Annotated in this window: 14 protein-coding genes, 2 tRNA genes and 1 pseudogene; all 17 read left to right on the top strand. The window is 59.4% G+C overall.

Annotation, left to right across the window (positions count from 1 at the left end; genetic code table 11):
- Positions 1–36: 36 nt before the first annotated feature.
- Positions 37–333, top strand: a pseudogene (locus T518_RS11850) (transposase); the annotation flags it as partial.
- Between the two features lie 278 nt (positions 334–611).
- Positions 612–821, top strand: coding sequence for a hypothetical protein (locus T518_RS03255; protein ID WP_036375039.1), 210 nt, complete (start codon positions 612–614; stop codon positions 819–821).
- 80 nt (positions 822–901) lie between these two features.
- On the top strand, positions 902–1,549 hold the full coding sequence (locus T518_RS03250; RefSeq protein ID WP_148485463.1) for an IS607 family transposase: 648 nt from the start codon (positions 902–904) through the stop codon (positions 1,547–1,549).
- Positions 1,488–2,696: an RNA-guided endonuclease InsQ/TnpB family protein gene (locus T518_RS03245; protein ID WP_081828399.1), complete on the top strand. Its 1,209-nt coding sequence runs from the start codon at positions 1,488–1,490 to the stop codon at positions 2,694–2,696. The genes T518_RS03250 and T518_RS03245 overlap by 62 nt, the downstream gene beginning before the upstream one ends.
- Before the next feature lie 216 nt (positions 2,697–2,912).
- On the top strand, positions 2,913–3,353 hold the full coding sequence (cas6, locus tag T518_RS03240; RefSeq protein ID WP_051652172.1) for a CRISPR system precrRNA processing endoribonuclease RAMP protein Cas6: 441 nt from the start codon (positions 2,913–2,915) through the stop codon (positions 3,351–3,353).
- 190 nt (positions 3,354–3,543) lie between these two features.
- Complete coding sequence (locus T518_RS03235; RefSeq protein ID WP_036375033.1) at positions 3,544–4,416, top strand: phosphate ABC transporter substrate-binding protein; 873 nt, start codon at positions 3,544–3,546, stop codon at positions 4,414–4,416.
- A gap of 70 nt (positions 4,417–4,486) precedes the next feature.
- The gene (gene pstC, locus T518_RS03230; protein WP_036375030.1) at positions 4,487–5,404 is read left to right on the top strand and encodes a phosphate ABC transporter permease subunit PstC; all 918 of its coding nucleotides are present in this window, start codon (positions 4,487–4,489) and stop codon (positions 5,402–5,404) included.
- A 3-nt stretch (positions 5,405–5,407) separates the two neighbouring features.
- Positions 5,408–6,259 (top strand): phosphate ABC transporter permease PstA, encoded by an 852-nt coding sequence (gene pstA, locus T518_RS03225; RefSeq protein WP_036375027.1) that lies wholly within the window; start codon positions 5,408–5,410, stop codon positions 6,257–6,259.
- A gap of 154 nt (positions 6,260–6,413) precedes the next feature.
- Entirely contained in the window at positions 6,414–7,616 is a 1,203-nt protein-coding gene (gene nhaA / locus T518_RS03220) for a Na+/H+ antiporter NhaA (RefSeq protein WP_036375025.1), read from the top strand.
- Positions 7,617–7,720: 104 nt separating this feature from the next.
- Positions 7,721–7,796, top strand: a tRNA-Lys gene (locus tag T518_RS03215).
- 1 nt (position 7,797) lies between these two features.
- Positions 7,798–7,873 (top strand) — tRNA-Lys (locus tag T518_RS03210).
- A 91-nt stretch (positions 7,874–7,964) separates the two neighbouring features.
- Entirely contained in the window at positions 7,965–8,744 is a 780-nt protein-coding gene (surE, locus tag T518_RS03205) for a 5'/3'-nucleotidase SurE (RefSeq protein WP_036375022.1), read from the top strand.
- 69 nt (positions 8,745–8,813) lie between these two features.
- Positions 8,814–10,055 (top strand): adenosylhomocysteinase, encoded by a 1,242-nt coding sequence (locus tag T518_RS03200; RefSeq protein WP_036375019.1) that lies wholly within the window; start codon positions 8,814–8,816, stop codon positions 10,053–10,055.
- A 9-nt stretch (positions 10,056–10,064) separates the two neighbouring features.
- A complete protein-coding gene (locus tag T518_RS03195) occupies positions 10,065–11,345 on the top strand; it encodes an amidohydrolase (protein WP_036375015.1) in 1,281 nt (426 codons plus the stop codon).
- A 108-nt stretch (positions 11,346–11,453) separates the two neighbouring features.
- The gene (locus T518_RS03190) at positions 11,454–14,201 is read left to right on the top strand and encodes an FtsK/SpoIIIE family DNA translocase (RefSeq protein WP_081828398.1); all 2,748 of its coding nucleotides are present in this window, start codon (positions 11,454–11,456) and stop codon (positions 14,199–14,201) included.
- Between the two features lie 165 nt (positions 14,202–14,366).
- Positions 14,367–16,982: an alanine--tRNA ligase gene (alaS, locus tag T518_RS03185; RefSeq protein ID WP_172674682.1), complete on the top strand. Its 2,616-nt coding sequence runs from the start codon at positions 14,367–14,369 to the stop codon at positions 16,980–16,982.
- Positions 16,983–17,076: 94 nt separating this feature from the next.
- The gene (locus tag T518_RS03180; protein ID WP_051652171.1) at positions 17,077–18,339 is read left to right on the top strand and encodes an HlyD family secretion protein; all 1,263 of its coding nucleotides are present in this window, start codon (positions 17,077–17,079) and stop codon (positions 18,337–18,339) included.
- Positions 18,340–18,378: the final 39 nt, after the last annotated feature.

Genomic DNA, 18,378 nt, shown 5'->3' with positions numbered 1-18,378 from the left:
TATATTTCGCAAATTCAATTTCATAAAAAATAGACCATGTCTGGTAACATTATACAACTTAACGAGGATCTTATAAAGAATAATTTAAAGGATCTTGTACGCGACAGCGTAGAAGAAACACTGAATGCCCTGCTCGACCATGAGGCGGACGAGCTTGTCCGTGCTGGCAAGTATGAGCGGACGGGAGACCGTAAGGGCTACCGTTCCGGTCATTACGAGCGGAATTTCGGCACGACTTCCGGTGAAGTCAAGCTGCGCGTGCCCAAACTCAAGGGCATCCAGTTCGAGACGGCCATCATCGAACGCTACAAACGCCGTGAATGCTCGGTCGAGAATCGCGAGATACGCCGCCGTACAAGGGCCATTGGTGCATTTTCTGACGGCAACAGTGCGTTGATGCTCGTCTGTGCCAGACTTCGCCATGTTGCCGCCTCAGAATGGGGCTCGAAGCGCTATATGGACATGGAACATCTATTCAAGATGGAAATTGAGCAGCCAGCTGACGAGGAAAATCCATACATTTGATGCCGATATTTACTGGCGGATGAAATGAATTTGCGAAAGAATCTTGACACTACCAAGAATCTTGACACTACCCGGAACTTGCGGAAGTGCTTCATCAGCAGAATGTGCGTCCGTACAGCCAGAGCGTCTTCTTTGACCGCGCGAGAGGCCCTCTCTGGCGCATCGGCACGCTGGACGATGTGATGAAGAGCGCCCTGCTGTTTGGCATGGCGGAGGGCGGCGAGATGCTGCATCTACAGCAGAAGGGATACGAGATCCAGATGAAGGAAATCGACTGTGTGGAGGAGTTTTCTTAAGTTATTAATTATATAGACAAATGTGTATATTTGTGATACTCTATAAATAGAGGAGGGATGTGGCTATGCGCATACCCAATATCACGAATTACAAACCGAAAGAATTTGCCACATTATTGAATGTCACGGTCAAAACTCTTCAACGCTGGGATCGTGAGAAGATATTGGTTGCAAATAGGACGCCCACGAATCGAAGATATTATACCTACGACCAGTACTTGCAATTCAAGGGCATCGAGAAAGATACGGATTCGCGTAAGATTGTTCTATATGCCAGGGTATCGAGCCGGAAGCAGACAGATGATCTAGAGAACCAGGTGGATTTCCTCCAGCAATACGCGAATGCCAAAGGCTTGATTGTCGATACCATCGTCCGAGATTATGGCAGTGGTCTGAATTATAACCGTAAGAAATGGAATCAGCTCCTAGATGCTGTCATGGAAAATCAGGTCAGGATGATCCTCGTGTCACACCGCGATCGTTTTGTCCGATTCGGGTTCGATTGGTTTGAGCGGTTCTGCAAGAAATTCAACGTGGAGATCGTGGTCGTGAAGAACGAGAAGCTGTCTCCGCAGAAAGAGCTGATGCAGGATATCGTCAGTATACTTCATGTATTTTCTTGTCGGCTTTATGGGTTACGTAAGTACAAGAAGCAGATTGAAGGAGATGAGGAACTTGCTGAAGGCATTCAAGACAGAGCTCCGTCTCACCGAACGGCAGAAGGATAAAGTTCGCCGTTCTCTCGGCATCTGCCGCTTTCTCGCGAACCAGTACATCGCCCGCAACATCTGGCTGTACCGCTTGTATCAGCGCGGCGTCCTCGATGAGAAACAGCGCCGTTTTGTCACCGCCAATGACTTCGACAAGTACGTCAACCATATACTGAAGAAGAAATTTCCCTGGATCGACCAGTGCGGCTCCAAGGCGCGCAAGAAGGTCCTCGTCAATGCGGAGCAGGCGTTCCGGCGCTTCTTCAAAGGACAGGCGCATTTCCCACGCTTCAAGCGGAAGAACCAGCAGAATGTGAAGCTCTACTTCCCTAAGAACAACAAGGGGGACTGGACCATCTGGCGGCATAAGATTCAGATCCCGACTATCGGCAAGGTGCGCCTGAAAGAATTTGGCTACCTACCGCAGAGCGTGACCATCAAGAATGGGCATGTCTCCTATGAAGCGGGCCGCTACTACGTCTCGGTCACGGCCGAGATTGAGGAGACGAGCCGTTATAACAATGATTTAGAAGCATCGTACCGTCCGCAGTCGGATGGCATCGGTGTGGACCTCGGTGTCAAATCGCTTGCCATCGTCAGCGACGGCAGGATTTTTGAGAATATCAATACGTCTTCTCGGGCCAGACGGCTTGAGAAGCGGCTGAGAAGAGAGCAGAGGCGTCTCAGCCGCAAGTACGAGATGCGAAAAAAGAAAGGTGGTAGTACTGCTACTGCCTCTGCAAACATAGAGAAAAAGAGATTATCGGTACAGAGATTGCATCAGCGGCTGGCGAATCTCCGCCGCAATCACGAGAATCGGGTCATCCACGCACTGGTGGAGCAAAAACCACGCTTCATCACGGTGGAAGACCTCAACGTGACCGGCATGATGAAGAACCGCCATCTCTCGAAGGTCGTGGCGCAGCAGCGCTTTTATTCCCTCCGCGAGAAACTGCGGCGCAAGGCAGAGGTCATCGGGATTGAATTCCGCATCGCGGACCGATTCTACCCGAGTTCCAAGACCTGCCACGCATGCGGGCAGGTGCATAGCGGCCTGAAACTCAAAGACCGCGTCTACGTCTGCCCCTCATGCGGATACACGGAAGATCGCGATTTGAATGCAGCGCTGAATCTGCGCGATACGAAAAACTATCGCATCACCTGATTCACGTTTTCACGTTTGATAAATGTACCGATGGCTAGTCGGGAACAGGCCGTTGCCTTGCGAGGCAAGGAACACGGCCAACGCCTTTGGAGTGTACAAGAACTTGTGAGTAGTCTCAGGCTTGCCCTGGGCAAAAGCATACACGATGAATAAGGAATTTTTCTAAGACATGCACATTTTTGTCTATGTTTTTAGTAGCAGACTTCCTTTGAGGAATTGGCGGATACCGCCTTTACCGCAGAACAGGCTCCGCACGGCGCGGAACTGACATGTCTCACGCCGACGAGCTTCAAGCGGGATGGCCGGTACGCGATCTTTCCGGAATCGCGCCTCATCGTGCAGAGCCTCTTGCAGCGCTGGAATGCATTCTGTCCGGAGATCCCGCTGGAAGAAGAGGATCTGGCGTCGAAGCTGGCCGATCATGCGCCCATCGTGCGCTACGACCTGCACACGGCGTCTTTTTCCCTAGAGCGCCAGCGCATCACCGGCTTCCGGGGGCGCTTTGCCCTGCACTTCGGCGGGACTGACAGTATGAGGCGCATCCTGGCCTTGCTCGCGTCCTTTGCGCCATTTGCCGGCATCGGCATCAAGACAGCGCTCGGCATGGGAGCCGTGACTTCCGCATTGCAGTACAGGACATCTTCGATAGGAGAATGATGCTTGACGCGTCGATGACCAGCCGCCTTCGGGCGGCTTTTTTGTTGCGCAGATGGCATTGGGATTTAACAAAAGCGTAACATGAAGACAACAAAACCTCCCGTATTCTCTGCTACGATATAGGAGAACGATGAAGGGAGCCGAAGGGCTCCAGGGTTCCAATCAGCAAGTGATTTGGGGAGGAAATAATATGTTCAACAAGATGAAGAAACTTCTTTCCGTCGGTGCTGTTGTCGCGAGTGCGGCAGTGCTGCTGGCGGGCTGCGGCGGTGGCAGCCAGCAGGCTTCCAGCTCTTCTGGCAGCGCAGCACAGGAAATCTCCGGCAAGATCTCAGCGTCGGGCTCGACGGCACTCCTGCCGCTCTTGAAGCCGGCACAGGAAGCCTTCCAGGACAAGTACGATAAGGTGACGGTCAACATCGCAGGCGGCGGTTCGTTCACGGGTATGAACCAGGTCGCAGAGGGATCGGTCCAGATCGGCAACTCGGATGTCAACCTGCCGGATGAGTACAAGGACAAGGGCCTCGTCGACCACAAGGTCGTCGTTGAGCCGTTCGTCTTCATCGTCGACAAGAACAACAAGGTCGACAACATCACGAAGCAGCAGGTCATCGACATCCTGACGGGCAAGATCACGAACTGGAAGGAAGTCGGCGGCGATGACCAGCCGATCACGCTGATCCACCGTGCAAAGTCCTCGGGTTCCCGTGCGACGATCAGCGATGTCGTCCTCAAGGGCGCAGCCTTCACGGATAACGCAGTCATCCAGGATTCCAATGGTGCAGTTCGCGCCGCTATCGCCAGCACGCCGGGCTCCATCGGCTATGTCGATGCACCGTATGCCGATGATTCCGTCAAGATCCTGAAGTTCGATGGCGTTGAGTATTCTCCGGAGAACATCATCGCCGGCAAGTATCCGATCTATGGCTATGGCCACATGTACACGAAAGGTGAGCCGACTGGCGCGGTCAAGGCATTCATCGACTACATCCTCAGCGATGAGTTCCAGAACACGCAGGTCGAGAAGCTCGGCTTCATCCCTGTCAACAAGATGAAGAAGTAATTCGCGAAAGTAAACAGGAAGGATGATGCAGGACGGAGGTCCTGCATCACGTTTATACAGGAGGTTTTTTATGGAACGGGCAGCAACAATCGGCCGCCTTGACGGCAAGCAGTCAGGCGGAGGTCATGAGCGCAGGCTATTCTACGACAAGTGCGGGCGGTATCTCTTCATTGCGGCTGCCTTTCTCATGACCATCATCATCTTTTCCATCATCTTCTTCGTCGGTCGCCAGGGCCTCATGACGTTCGCAGCGGTCAGTCCGCTGGAGTTCTTCTTCAGTGCGAGCTGGGATCCGTCGCTCGGCAAGTTCGGCGCGCTCTCGTTCATCGTGGGCTCGCTGGTGACGACACTCCTTTCGGTTGCCATCGGCGCGCCGCTAGGCCTGCTCGGCGCCATCTTCCTCGCGAAGGTCGCTCCGGCCTGGCTCAAGAACATCATGCGCCCGGCGACGGATCTCTACGTCGCCATCCCTTCGGTCGTCTACGGCTACATCGGCCTGATGCTGCTCGTGCCGTACATGCGCGATGCGTTCGGCACGACGACGGGCTTCGGCGTGCTCGCGGCGTCGCTCGTGCTCGCCATCATGATCATGCCGACAATCCTCTCCATCAGCACGGATGCGCTCAATGCTGTGCCGAAGCCGCTGGAGGAGGCGAGCCTCGCGCTCGGCGCGACGTGGTGGCAGACGATGGTCCACGTCATCGTGCCCGCTGCAGCGCCTGGCATCCTGACGGCTGTCGTGCTCGCGATGGCGCGCGCCGTCGGCGAGACGATGGCCGTGCAGATGCTCATCGGCAACACGCCGCAGCTCATCACCTCGCTGTTCTCTCCGACGGCAACGCTGACGAGTGACATCGTCGTCGAGATGGGCAATACGCCGTTCGGCTCGGTCTGGGGCAATGCGCTCTTCCTCATGGCTTTCGTGCTGCTCATCCTGTCGCTGGCCATGATTCTTGTCATCCGCCGTTTCGGCACGAGGAGGGTATAACACATGAATGCAAAAGTACAGAATCAGGTGGCACGGGCGGGCCTCTGGTGTACGGGATTCTTCATCCTCGCCCTGCTTGCGGCTTTCCTCGGCTACATCCTCTACAAGGGATTGCCGGTGCTCTCGCCGCACTTCATTCTCGGCAAATCGAGCGACATGATGGCTGGCGGCGGCGTCGGTTCACAGCTTTTCAACTCGTTCTACATGCTCTTCCTCTCGATGGCCATCTCCATCCCAATCGCGCTCGGCGCGGGCATCTACCTCGCGGAGTACGCGCGTGAGAACAAGCTGACGAAGTGCATCCGCCTTTCCGTCGAGAGCCTCGCGACGGTGCCGTCCATCGTACTCGGCCTGTTCGGCATGATCGTCTTCGTCAACATGATGAACATGGGCTTTTCCATTCTCGGCGGCTCGCTGACACTCGTCCTGCTGAATCTGCCGATGCTCGTGCGCGTGACGGAGGAATCCATCCGCACCGTGCCGAGGTCGTATGAAGAAGCGAGCCTTGCGCTCGGCGCGACGAAGCTCCAGACGATCTTCAAGGTCGTGCTGCCGAGCGCGATGCCGGGCATCATCACGGGCATCACGCTGACGGCGGGCCGTGCACTCGGCGAGACGGCCATCCTGATCTTCACGGCCGGCACGACGGTATCGCGTCACATGTTCGACACGGATGTCATGGCGGGCGGCGAGACGCTGGCGGTTCACCTCTGGTACCTCATGAGCACGGGCCTCGTGCCGGACCGCGAGGCCATCGCCAACGGCATCGGCGCACTGCTGATCCTGACGATCCTCGTCTTCAACTTCGTCCTGCTGCTGCCGATCAAGCTGCTGGGGCGCAAGACAAAAGCATGATTTCAAAAGCATCACGATCTTTCGTGATGCTTTTGTGATGCAGTTCCTTTTCTTTCTCAGATTTTTATGGTAGAGTAAAAATAAGGGGTTTGCGCGTTGGCGCAGGTCTTTGTTGCGATCGATCATTTGGGAAAGAAAAGGAAGTGATGGAATTATGAAAGAGACAATCAAATCCATGCAGGCAATCGCGGAGCCGTTCTTGGCATTCCTGCACTGGGAGGCGAGCAGCGGTGTCATCCTGCTCGCCTGCGCCATCCTCGCACTCATCGTGGCGAATTCACCGCTGGCCGAATCGTACGAGCATCTGCTGCATTATCCCATCGCTGTCGGAGCGGGGGAGTACGTGCTGGAGATGGGCCTGCTGCACTGGATCAACGACGGCCTCATGGCGGTGTTCTTCTTTGTCATCGGCCTTGAGATCAAGCGCGAGTTCCTCTACGGCGAGCTGCGCACGTATTCGGCGATGCTGCTGCCCGTCGGCGCGGCACTCGGCGGCATGCTCGTGCCGGCCGCCATCTATGCGGCGATCAACTTAGGGCTGCCGACATTCGGCGGCTGGGGCATCCCGATGGCGACCGACATCGCCTTTGCGCTCGGCATCATGACCATCGCCGCGCGCCAGGCACCGCTCGGCCTCGTCGTCTTCCTGACAGCACTCGCCATCGTCGATGACCTCGGCGCCATCGTCGTCATCGCGCTGTTCTACAACACGGACCTCACTGTATCGGCCTTGCTGCTGGGGCTCGTGGCCGTGGCTGCCGCTTTCCTGCTCGGCCGTTTCCGCGTGCGCTTCCTGCCGGCCTACATGGCGCTCGGCTTCGTCGCCTGGCTGGCCTTCCTGAAGGCGGGCATCCACCCGACGATTGCGGGCGTGCTGCTCGGCCTCTCCATCCCGGCAGCGGCGGATCCGGAGAACTCGCTCCTGCACAAGCTCGAGCACGCACTCGAGCCGTGGTCGGCCTATGCCATCATGCCGATCTTCGCCTTGGCCAACGCTGGCGTCGCGATCTCTCTGGCGACGTTTGACATGGCCTCGCCGATCTTCCTCGGCATCCTCGCGGGCCTCTGCCTCGGCAAGCCCATCGGCATCTTCGGCGCGGTATTCGTGCTCTGCAAGGTCTTTGGCCTGCAGCTGCCGGGTAATGCGACGAAGAGCCAGCTCGCGGCGACGGGCATGCTCGGCGGCATCGGCTTCACGATGTCCATCTTCATCGCCTCGCTGGCCTTCACAGACAGCGCGATGCTCGACCTTGCGAAGATCAGCATCCTCTCGGCGTCAATCCTCTCGGGCATCCTCGGTACGGCTTTCTTCAAGCTGCAGTCGCTCTTCGGCGGGGGAGAAACGGCGCAACAGTAAAAAAAATAAAAAAAACAGCAAAAAGGTGTTGACAGAACGGGAGCGCCCGTCTATAATAATATTCGTTGGTTGCGACAGCGACTGACAGACAAAAGAAAGATGATGACTCACTAGCTCAACTGGCAGAGCAACTGACTCTTAATCAGTAGGTTCACGGTTCGATTCCGTGGTGGGTCACCATGACTCACTAGCTCAACTGGCAGAGCAACTGACTCTTAATCAGTAGGTTCACGGTTCGATTCCGTGGTGGGTCACCATTTTGAGATAACGGCTCCTTGCAGAAGGAGCCTTTTTTGTATCTGCCAATAGAGATTGCAACAGAGCAACAGAACAGAAAGGAATGACATCATGCGAATCCTGATCTCCAATGATGACGGCATCCAGGCCAAGGGGCTCGAGTCCCTCGTCAAGGCATTCTGTGCGCGCGAGCACACGGTCGTCGTCTCGGCGCCGGCGCGCCAGCAGAGCGGCATGGCCCATGCACTGAACGTCGGCCGTCCGCTCGAGCTCATCCGCGGCGAGGCACTCGCCGAAAAGTACGGCATCGAGGCGTGGGCTGTCGACGGCACGCCGACGGACAGCGTCAAGCTCTACCTCGAGGCTCTGGCGGAGGAGAAGCCGGATGTCGTCGTCTCGGGCATCAATCACGGCGCGAACCTCGCGACGGATATCCTCTATTCGGGCACGGTCGGCGCGGCGATGGAGGGCATGCTGCACGACATCTCTTCGTTTGCGGTATCGCTCGATGTGGACAGCACCATCTCGTACGGTGAGGCGGCAGAGGAATTTGCGCTGCTGCTGGAGCGCGTCATGGCGGCCCGGCCGTCTGCCGATGAGCCGCGCCCAATCTTTTGGAACGTCAATTTCCCGCGCGCCTATGCGCTCGGCGAGGACGGCCGCCCGCAGGTCGTCTTTGGCCGCCAGGGCAAGCGCGACTATAAGAACGCCTTCCTTAGGCAGGAGCGCGAGGACGGGCGCATCTTCTACACGGTTGCCGGCGAGATCTTCGATACCGACAAGAGCGAGCCGACGGACATCTACGCCGTCGAGCAGGGCTACATCGCTGTGACGCCGCTGATGGTCGACCTCACGGATTACATCGCCATCGAGAAGCTCCTGGACCGCTGAGCTCTGTCTTTTTTTCATCATCTACTTGTGATAGAATATAGAATAGATTTGTTACGGGAGGCAATATTCATGGAATCAATGATTCGCGATATCAAGCTGGCTCCGTCGGGCCACGATAAGATCAACTGGGTCAAGAACTTCATGCCGGTCATGGTAGCTGTTGATAAAGAATTCTCCGTCTCGAAGCCGTTTGCGGGCAAGAAGATGGTCATCACGCTGCACCTCGAGGCCAAGACGGCCTACATGGCGGAGATCTTCCACCATGCCGGTGCGGAGGTCGCCATCACGGGCAGCAACCCGCTGTCGACGCAGGACGATGTGGCCGCAGCGCTCGTCGAGGACGGCCTGCACGTCTTTGCCTGGCATGATTGCACGCCGGAGGAGTACGACACCTTCATCAACAAGGCGCTCGACATCAAGCCGGACTTCGTCATCGATGACGGCGGCGACCTCGTGCACATGCTGCACACGAAGCGTCGCGAGCTGCTCTCGGGCATCGTCGGCGGCTCGGAGGAGACGACGACGGGCGTCCATCGCCTGCGCGCACTCGCCAATGAGGGCAAGCTCGAGTTCCCGATGATCGCTGCCAACGATGCGTACTGCAAGTACCTCTTCGACAACCGCTACGGCACGGGCCAGTCGACCTGGGACGGCATCATGCGCACGACGAATGTCGTCATAGCGGGCAAGAATGTCGTCATCGCCGGCTACGGATGGTGCGGCAAGGGCGGTGCCATGCGTGCGCGCGGCCTCGGCGCCAATGTCATCGTCACGGAAGTCGACCCGATAAAGGCCATCGAAGCGGTGTTCGACGGCTTCCGCGTCATGCCGATGGATGAGGCCGCCAAAATCGGCGATATCTTCCTGACGCTGACGGGCGACAAGGATGTCATCCGCAAGCAGCACTTCGAGGTCATGAAAAATGGCGCCATCCTCGCGAACTCCGGCCACTTCGACGTCGAGATCAACATTCCGGAGCTCGAGTCGCTCTCCGTCTCGCGTCGCCCGGTCCGCAAGAACATCGAGGAGTTCAAGCTGAAAGACGGCCGCAAGATCTACCTGCTCGCAGAGGGCCGCCTCGTCAACCTCGCCGCTGGCGATGGCCATCCGGCAGAGATCATGGACCTCTCGTTCGGCGTGCAGTTCTTCTCGGCGCTGCATCTCCTGCACCACGGCAAGGAGATGGCAAAGGGCGTCCATCTCATGCCGGAAGAGATCAACACGAAGATTGCCGAGATCAAGCTCAAGGCATCGGGCATCGCCATCGATGCGCTGACGCCGGAGCAGAAGGCATATCTGAACATGGCCTGAGGAGGATATATGAAGACACTCATCAAGAATGTACGCGCGCTGCTGCCGGACGGCACGACGCCTTTGACGAATATCATGATCGACCGCGATAAGATCGCCGCCATCGGCGAGGTGCCGGACGGCTTCCGCGCGGCAAAGGTCATCGACGGTACGGGCAAGTTCGCCGTGCCGGGCTTCATCAACGCACACACGCACGCCTCGATGACGCTCTTCCGCAGCTATGCGGATGACATGAACCTCATGGACTGGCTCAACAACATGATCTGGCCGGCTGAGGCGAAGATGCAGGAAGAAGACATCTACTGGGGCGCGATGCTCGCTGCCGTCGAGATGATCGAGGGCGGCACGACGACGTTTGCCGACATGTACGGGCCGTACATGGAGAAGGTCGCCAAGGCCGCAAACGATGCGGGCCTGCGCGCCGTGCTCTCGCGCGGCATCATCGGCGTCGCGCCGGACGGCGATGCCAAGATCGAGGAGAACGTCTCGCTCTACAAGGATTTCAACGGCGCAGCGGACGGCCGCATCACGGTCATGTTCGGCCCGCACGCACCGTATACCTGCCCGCCGGACTTCCTCAAAAAGGTTGCAAGCACGGCGCAGTCGCTCGGTGCGGAGATCCACATCCACATGGCGGAGACGAAGGCTGAGGTCGAGCAGATCGTGAAGGAATACGGCAAGCGCCCGTTCCGCTACGTCGAGGAGACGGGCCTGTTCGACGGCAAGGGCACGCTCGCGGCGCACTGCGTCCACCTCGATGACGAGGACATCGCCATCATCAAGAAGCACGCCATCCGCGTCGCCCACAATCCGGGCAGCAACATGAAGCTCGCGAGCGGCATCGCGCCGGTGCCGCGCCTCCTCAAGGAGGGTGTCTGCGTCGCACTCGGCACGGACGGCGCCTCGTCGAACAACAACCTCGACATGCTCGAGGAGATTAACCTCGCGGCGATGCTCCACAAGGTCAGCACGCTCGACCCGCTGGCTGTCCCGGCGCGCACGGCGCTCAAGATGGGCACGGAGTACGGCGCCAAGGCCGTCGGCCTCACGGGTGTCGGCAAGCTCGAAGTTGGCTGCAAGGCCGACATCACGCTCTTCGACATGGCAGGCGCTGCCTGGTATCCGCGCAACGACCTCGCGTCGCAGCTCGTCTACTCGGCACACGCCGACTCCGCCTCGACGGTGCTCGTCGACGGCAGGGTCCTCATGGAAGACGGCGAACTCCTGACGCTCGACAAGGAGCGCATCTTCTACGAGGCGCAGAAGTGCGCAGAGCGCCTGACGAAGTGAGAGACTCAGAGCCGCAACTTACAGTGAATCTACAGCAGGGCTGCCGCTTCGCGCGACAGCCTTGCTTTCGTAATCTTGTCATCGATAATCGATACAGGGGGGAGACTTTTGAAAAAGACTACGAGCCGCACGCGGGCGCGCCGCAAGCCGGTGCGCAAGGCGACAAAGACAGGCCACCGCGTGATGCGCGCGCACACCGGCAGACGCTCTGAGCTCTTCGGGTTGGCGCTCTTGGCAGCTGGCCTCATCTCAATCTGCGGTATCTGCGGCCTCAACGTGGGCTTCGTCGGCGTCTACTTCGCGAAGTTCCTGCGCTACTTCTTCGGTGTGGGCTCCATCCTCATCGCCGTCCTGGTACTCTTGATCGCCTGGACTTACATGACGAAACACCACGCGCCGCGCTATTCACCGCGTTTCTTCGGCCTGCTCGCGCTCTTCATCTCCGCGCTCGCCATCTGGCACCACTTCAAGGTACCGGTCGGCGAGGAGATCCTGCCGCAGAGCCTGCCGACGGGCGGCGGGCTCTTGGGTGGTGGCCTGCTGCTCGCGCTGCGCAAGTGCTTCGGCGTCGACGGCTCCATCATCATTCTCGGTGTCGGCACAGTCGGCTCCGTCTTGCTCTCGACGACCTGGTCGCTCGCGACAGGCCTCCTCAAGACGCAGGAAAAGGCGAAGCAGGGCGCAGCTGCCGCAGGCTCGGCCATCCAGTCGACCTGCGGCAAGGTCGCCGAAGTCAGCGGCCGTGTCGAAGAGCACGTCGTCGAGGCCGTGCGCGAGAAGGTCAGCAGAGTCAGCAAGGCCAGCTTCTACAATCAGGCGGCGGACAAGCGCTTTGCCGATGCGCCCGAAGAGACGGCTGCTGCAGCAGAGCCTCGCATGGCGGCCGAGACTGCGGAGGCGAAAGGCGATATAGGCAATGTGGAAAGTGCCATGCCGGACTTCACGATCGAGTACGGCACAGCACATGAACAGGCAGCAGAGTCCGCAGAGGAGCGCCCGATGGGCTTGCCGGACTCCATCGAGCCAATCGGCATGGCCGTACCACCGGCGAGCCTGCGCGCGGGAAGCCCCTTCGTCGAGGGGCCGATAGGCAGGGGAACGAGCCCTGCGGCACCTCCAGAAGATCCTTCAGAGCCACTTGGCGAGCCAGAGCAGTTTGCCCCGGCGCCCGCAGCTCCTTTCATCGTGCCCAAGACAGAGCCCGTCGTGCCGCCTTCGCCGAGCCCGATGAAGAAGAAGCCGACGGCCATGCCCTCGTACGACGAGATCGCGCCGATCATGCCGGCCGCGGCATTGCTCGACGGCTCGGCCAAGAGCATGGAGAGCAGGCAGGGCAGTGGTTCGCAGGGTGCTGCTGCCAGCTCGTCTGAGGCGGCAACAGCACCTGCTGCGCCGCCGCGCCCCTACGTGCTGCCGCAGGTCACGGAGATTCTCTCGAAGCACGCGAAGAAGCACAATGCCGCGCTCGAGATGGAAATCGCCGACAAGGCACACATCCTGCAGAAGACGCTCGAGGACTTCCACGTCAAGGCAAAGATCATCAACGCCTGCCACGGCCCGGCCGTCACGCGCTATGAGCTCGAGCCGGCACCGGGCGTCAAGGTCAGCAAGATCACGAACCTCGCCGACGACCTCGCGCTGAGCCTCGCCGCGACATCGGTGCGCATCGAGCCGATTCCCGGCAAGGCAGCCATCGGCATCGAGGTGCCGAACAAGGAGCTCGAGGGTGTGCAGCTGCGAGAAGTCCTCGAGAACGAGAAGTTCCTCAAGGCGAAGTCGAAGCTGACGGTCGGCCTCGGCATGGACATCGGCGGCCAGGCCATCTTCGCGGACCTCGCGAAGATGCCGCATCTGCTCGTCGCCGGTGCTACGGGCTCCGGTAAGTCTGTCTGCATCAACACGCTGATCACGAGCATCCTCTTCAAGGCGAAGCCGGAGGAGGTCAAGTTCATCCTCGTCGACCCGAAGATGGTCGAGCTCTCCAACTACAACGGCATCCCGCACCTCATGGTCCCCGTCGTCACGGAGGCCAAGAAGGCGGCCTCCGTGCTCAACTGGTCGGTGCAGGAGATGGAGAAGCGCTACGCGAAGTTTGCCGAGCACAACGTCCGCAACATGGAGACCTACAACACAAAGTTCCCCGAGGACAAGATGCCGGCCATCGTCATCATCATCGACGAGCTGGCCGACCTCATGATGGTCGCGCCGCACGACGTCGAGGACGCCATCTGCCGCCTGGCGCAGAAGGCCCGCGCCGCCGGCATCCACATGGTGCTCGCGACGCAGCGCCCGTCCGTCGACGTCATCACAGGCATCATCAAGGCCAACATCCCGTCGCGTATCTCGTTTGCCGTCTCAAGCCAGATCGACTCGCGCACCATCCTCGACCGCAGCGGCGCCGAGAAGCTCCTCGGGCGCGGTGACATGCTCTTCTATCCGGTCGGCGCGGCGAAGCCCATGCGCGTGCAGGGCGCCTTCATCAGCGACGAGGAGGTCGAGCATCTCTTGGACTTCATCCGCAGCCAGGGGCAGGAGATGGAGGCCAACGAGGAGATCATCACCTTCACCGAGAATGCCATGAAAGAGGACGAGGAGAAGGATGAGGGCAAGGGGCGCCGCGCCTCGAAGTACGACGAACTCTTGCCGGATGCCGTCAATCTCGTCATGTCGACGGGCCAGGCATCGGCCTCGTCTCTTCAGCGCCGCTTCCGCGTCGGCTATACGCGCGCTGCGCGCCTCATCGACGAGATGGAGGATCTCAGCATCGTCGGGCCGAACATCGGCAGCAAGCCGCGCGAGATCCTCATGAACTCTGAGCAGGCCGCTGCCGTGCTGGCCGAGTGCAGTGACAGCTGACGAAAACTTTCACGAAATCGGCTGAAAAATGGTCAACAGACTGGAAAAGCACAGGATGCTTGTGGTATACTTGAGAATGGTTATGTAATTTCCAGTAAATTCCATGCGTAATACCAGAGATAATCATCAGGATTTCTCTTATGGGGGTAGATTTTTTTGAAGTACATGAGTGGTAACGAACTGCGTGAAGCTTATCTGCAGTTCTTTTCGGAAAAGAAAGGTCATCTGCGTCTGCCGAGCTTCTCGCTGATCCCGCAGGACGATCCGACCTTGTTGCTGATCGGCGCCGGCATGGCTCCGCTGAAGCCTTTCTTCACGGGCAAGATGAAGCCGCCCCGCACGCGCGTGACGACGAGCCAGCGCTGCGTCCGCACGGGCGACATCGAGAATGTCGGCCGCACGGCGCGCCATCAGACGTTCTTCGAGATGCTCGGCAATTTCTCGTTCGGTGATTATTTCAAGGGCGAGGCCATTCCCTGGGCCTGGGAATTCCTGACGGAGGTCATCGAGCTGCCGAAGGACAAGCTCTGGGTCACGGTCTACCCGGATGACACGGAAGCCATCGAGATCTGGAAGTCCCAGCCGGGCTTCCCGCAGGACCACATCGTCAAGATGGACGACAACTTCTGGGAAATCGGCCCTGGCCCGTGCGGCCCGGACTCCGAGATCTACATCGACCTCGGTGAGGAGCGCGGCTGCGGCTCGCCGACCTGCGCCGTCGGCTGCGACTGCGACCGCTACCTCGAGATCTGGAACCTCGTCTTCACGCAGTACGACCGCCAGGAGGACGGCTCCTACAAGAATCTCGCCCATAAGAACATCGATACGGGCTGCGGCCTCGAGCGCCTTACGTCCGTCGTGCAGAACAAGAAGACGAACTTCGAGACGGATCTTCTCTACCCGATCATCGAGTACGCGGCCAAGGTCGCAGGCGTCGAGTACGGCAAGGACGAGAAGACTGACATCTCGCTGAAGGTCATCGCCGACCACGCGCGCTCCATGGCTGTCATGATCATGGACGGCATCCTGCCGTCGAACGAGGGCCGCGGCTACGTGCTGCGCCGCATCCTGCGCCGCGCCATCCGCCACGGCCGCATGCTCGGCATCAAGGGCAAGTTCCTCGAGGGCGCTGTTGACGCCGTCGTTGAAATCTATCGCGATGCCAGCGACTTTGGCGAGCTCGTCGCTAAGCACGACTACATCAAGAAAGTCATCAGCATCGAGGAAGACCGCTTTGCCGCGACGCTCAACCAGGGCATGGACCTGCTCGACGAGGAGATCAAGGCACTGAAAGCTGACGGCAAGGAGGAGCTGCCGGGTGAAGTCGGCTTCCGCCTCTACGACACGTTCGGCTTCCCGTGGGAGCTAACCGAGGAGATCCTACACGAGAACGGCCTCGACCTCGACAAAGAGGGCTTCGACAAGGCCATGAACGAGCAGCGCGAGCGCGCGAGAAATGCCCGCGCCGAGAACCAGCGCGTCGCTGTGCCGGACCTCTCGGGCATCGACGTATCGAAGCTCACGGTTGACCCGGAGGCCAAAGAAGGCAAGGTCGTCGCCATCTGGAAGGACGGCAAGCTCGTCGACGAGATCACGGACGGCGAAGAGGCCGGCATCATCCTCGACAAGACCCCGTTCTACGCAGAGGGCGGCGGACAGGTCGGTGACGAAGGCATGCTGCTCGGCGAATTCGGCCGCATCAAGGCCACGAACGCCAAGAAGCTGCCGGACGGCACGGTCTACCATGTCTCGTACGTAGAGGAAGGCCAGCTCAAGGTCGGCGAGACGGTCAAGATCGAGGTCGACCAGGAGAAGAAGCTTGCTTCGGCGCGCAACCACACGGCAACGCATCTCTTGCAGGCAGCCCTCAAGCAGGTCGTCGGCGACCAGGTCAACCAGGCCGGTTCCTCCGTCACGCCGGACCGCCTGCGCTTCGACTTCACGAACTTCGAGCCGGTTACGCCGCAGCAGCTCGCGGATGTCGAAGAGCTCGTCAACAAGGTCATCCTCAAGGGCCAGGACGTCGAGATCTCGCACATGAGCCTTGAAGAAGCCAAGAAGGCCGGCGCCATGGCGCTCTTCTCGGAGAAATACGGCGATGTCGTGCGCGTCGTCCGCGTGCCGGGCTTCTCGATGGAGCTCTGCGCTGGCTCGCACGTCAAGAACGTCGGCCAGATCGGCATGTTCAAGATCGTCGGCGAGACGGGCATCGCCTCGGGCGTGCGCCGCATCGAGGCCATCACGGGCAAGGCTGCGCTCGACTACGCGAATGAGAAGTTCGCTGTCCTGCAGAAGGCAGCATCCCTGCTCAAGGCGAACGAGGACGATGTCCCCGCAGCTGTCGAGAAGCTGCAGGCCGAGAACAAGGAGATGGCCGGCAAGCTCGCTGATGTTGCGGCGATGCAGGAGAAGGCCGATGCTCAGCAGCTCATCGCTGGCGTCAAGGAAGTCAACGGCATCTCCGTCGTCACGGGCAAGGCCAACGTCGAGAACATGGACTCCCTGCGCGAAGTCGCCGACCTCACGCTCAGCAAGATCGAGAGCGGCGTCGTCGTGCTCGGCTGCGCCAACGATGGCAAGGTCAACCTCGTCGTCAAGGCATCGAAGGATGCCGTGAAGCGCGGCATCCATGCCGGCAAGATCATCAAGGAAGCCGCAGCAGTCGTCGGTGGCGGCGGCGGCGGACGTCCGGACATGGCACAGGCTGGCGGCAAGAAGGCAGAAGCCCTGCCGCAGGCATTCGAGAAGGCAATGGCCGTCATCGAAGCACAGCTTGCTTAAGAGATTACAGCAGGAACCTCCCTCCTTATGAGGGAGGTTCCTTGATATCTTGGCACCTTATAAACAGATGATAGATGATGGAGGGTCCTGAATCTTGGAAGTCGATATCACAAAAAAAGTACAGTATTTGATGAAATACGGCCTCGTCGGCCTGATTCTCATTGCCGTGCTCTGTGCTGGCGGCATCTACTACTACCAGCATCAGCATAAGTACTTCAACGTCTACGACGCGCAGGTCACGAGCTCGCTCGTCGCGGCGAAAGTACACGGCAATGCGGTGATCACGGAGAAGGTCGTCGAAGACGGTGAGCACGTTGAAGCCGGCGATGTCATCGCCCATGTAAAGAGCACGGTGACGGACGAGCAGATTGCGAACCTCGAGCAGACCGTCGCGCTCTCGCAGCGCAACCTCGATGAGATCAAGAAGGGGCAGACCGTGACGGTCGCCGTGCCGAGCCCTGCGCCGGCACCGGCTGCGAGCGCACCGCGCAGCAGCGGTTCCTCGCAGAGCGTCGCGAGTGCTGAGTCCCGCATGAATCGCATGAACGAGCTCTTCGAGATGGGTGCCATCAGCGCCGTACAGCGCGATGCCGCCGTCTCGGCCTATCATGCAGCCGTAGCAGCTGCTTCGTCTTCGGCTCCTGCTGCTTCTGCGCCGTCTTCTTCGCCGGCCGTCCGCTACCAGACGACGACACAGCCGCCTGACCCGAAGGCCGTGCAGAATGCAGAGCTCCAGCTCAAGCAGGCGCAGGCCGCGCTCGACAATGCCAAGCAGGATGCCGCTGAGACGGACATCGTCGCGCCGGTAGCCGGCACGGTCTACTACGCGCAGGGCATTGACGAGGGTTCGACGGTCAAGGCAGGCGAGACGGTCGCGAGCGTCGGCAATGCCGACGACATCTGGATCGAGGCCAAGGTCAGCCCCGACAAGGCCGCGAAGATCCGCCTCGGCCAGTTCGTCTCCTACGAGATCGAAGGCCACCAGCTCCAGGGTTCCGTCCAGGATATCCAGCAGCCGGTCAAGAAAGATGACCAGGCTTCGGCAGATAGCGCAGATGCAGCTGCCAGCGCCGGCAACGCCAATGCGGCGGATACAGCTGGCGCAAATGGTGCTGGTGCCGGCCAGAACGGCCAGGATGCGCAGAGCGCGCAGGCTGGGACAGCTGATGCCGCTGACGGCGACGCTGCCAATGGCCAACCTGCCGCAGGCAATCAGCCCAAGACAACTGCCGAGGCCACAGATGCAGATGATGCGGATGAAGACGTCATGATCATCCGCATCTCCATCCCGTCTGGCCTCAACTTCAGCCTCAAGCCAGGCATGAAAGCCGTCGTCAAGTTCGCGATGAACGGCTGATACACTGTTCTGTACTACAAAAAAGACTGCCCCAGCGGC

The sequence above is a fragment of the Mitsuokella jalaludinii DSM 13811 genome (assembly GCF_000702905.1).
GTDB lineage: Bacteria > Bacillota > Negativicutes > Selenomonadales > Selenomonadaceae > Mitsuokella > Mitsuokella jalaludinii.
The sequence above is the reverse complement of the archived record's forward strand: the minus strand, read 5'-3'. Positions and strand labels throughout refer to the sequence as shown.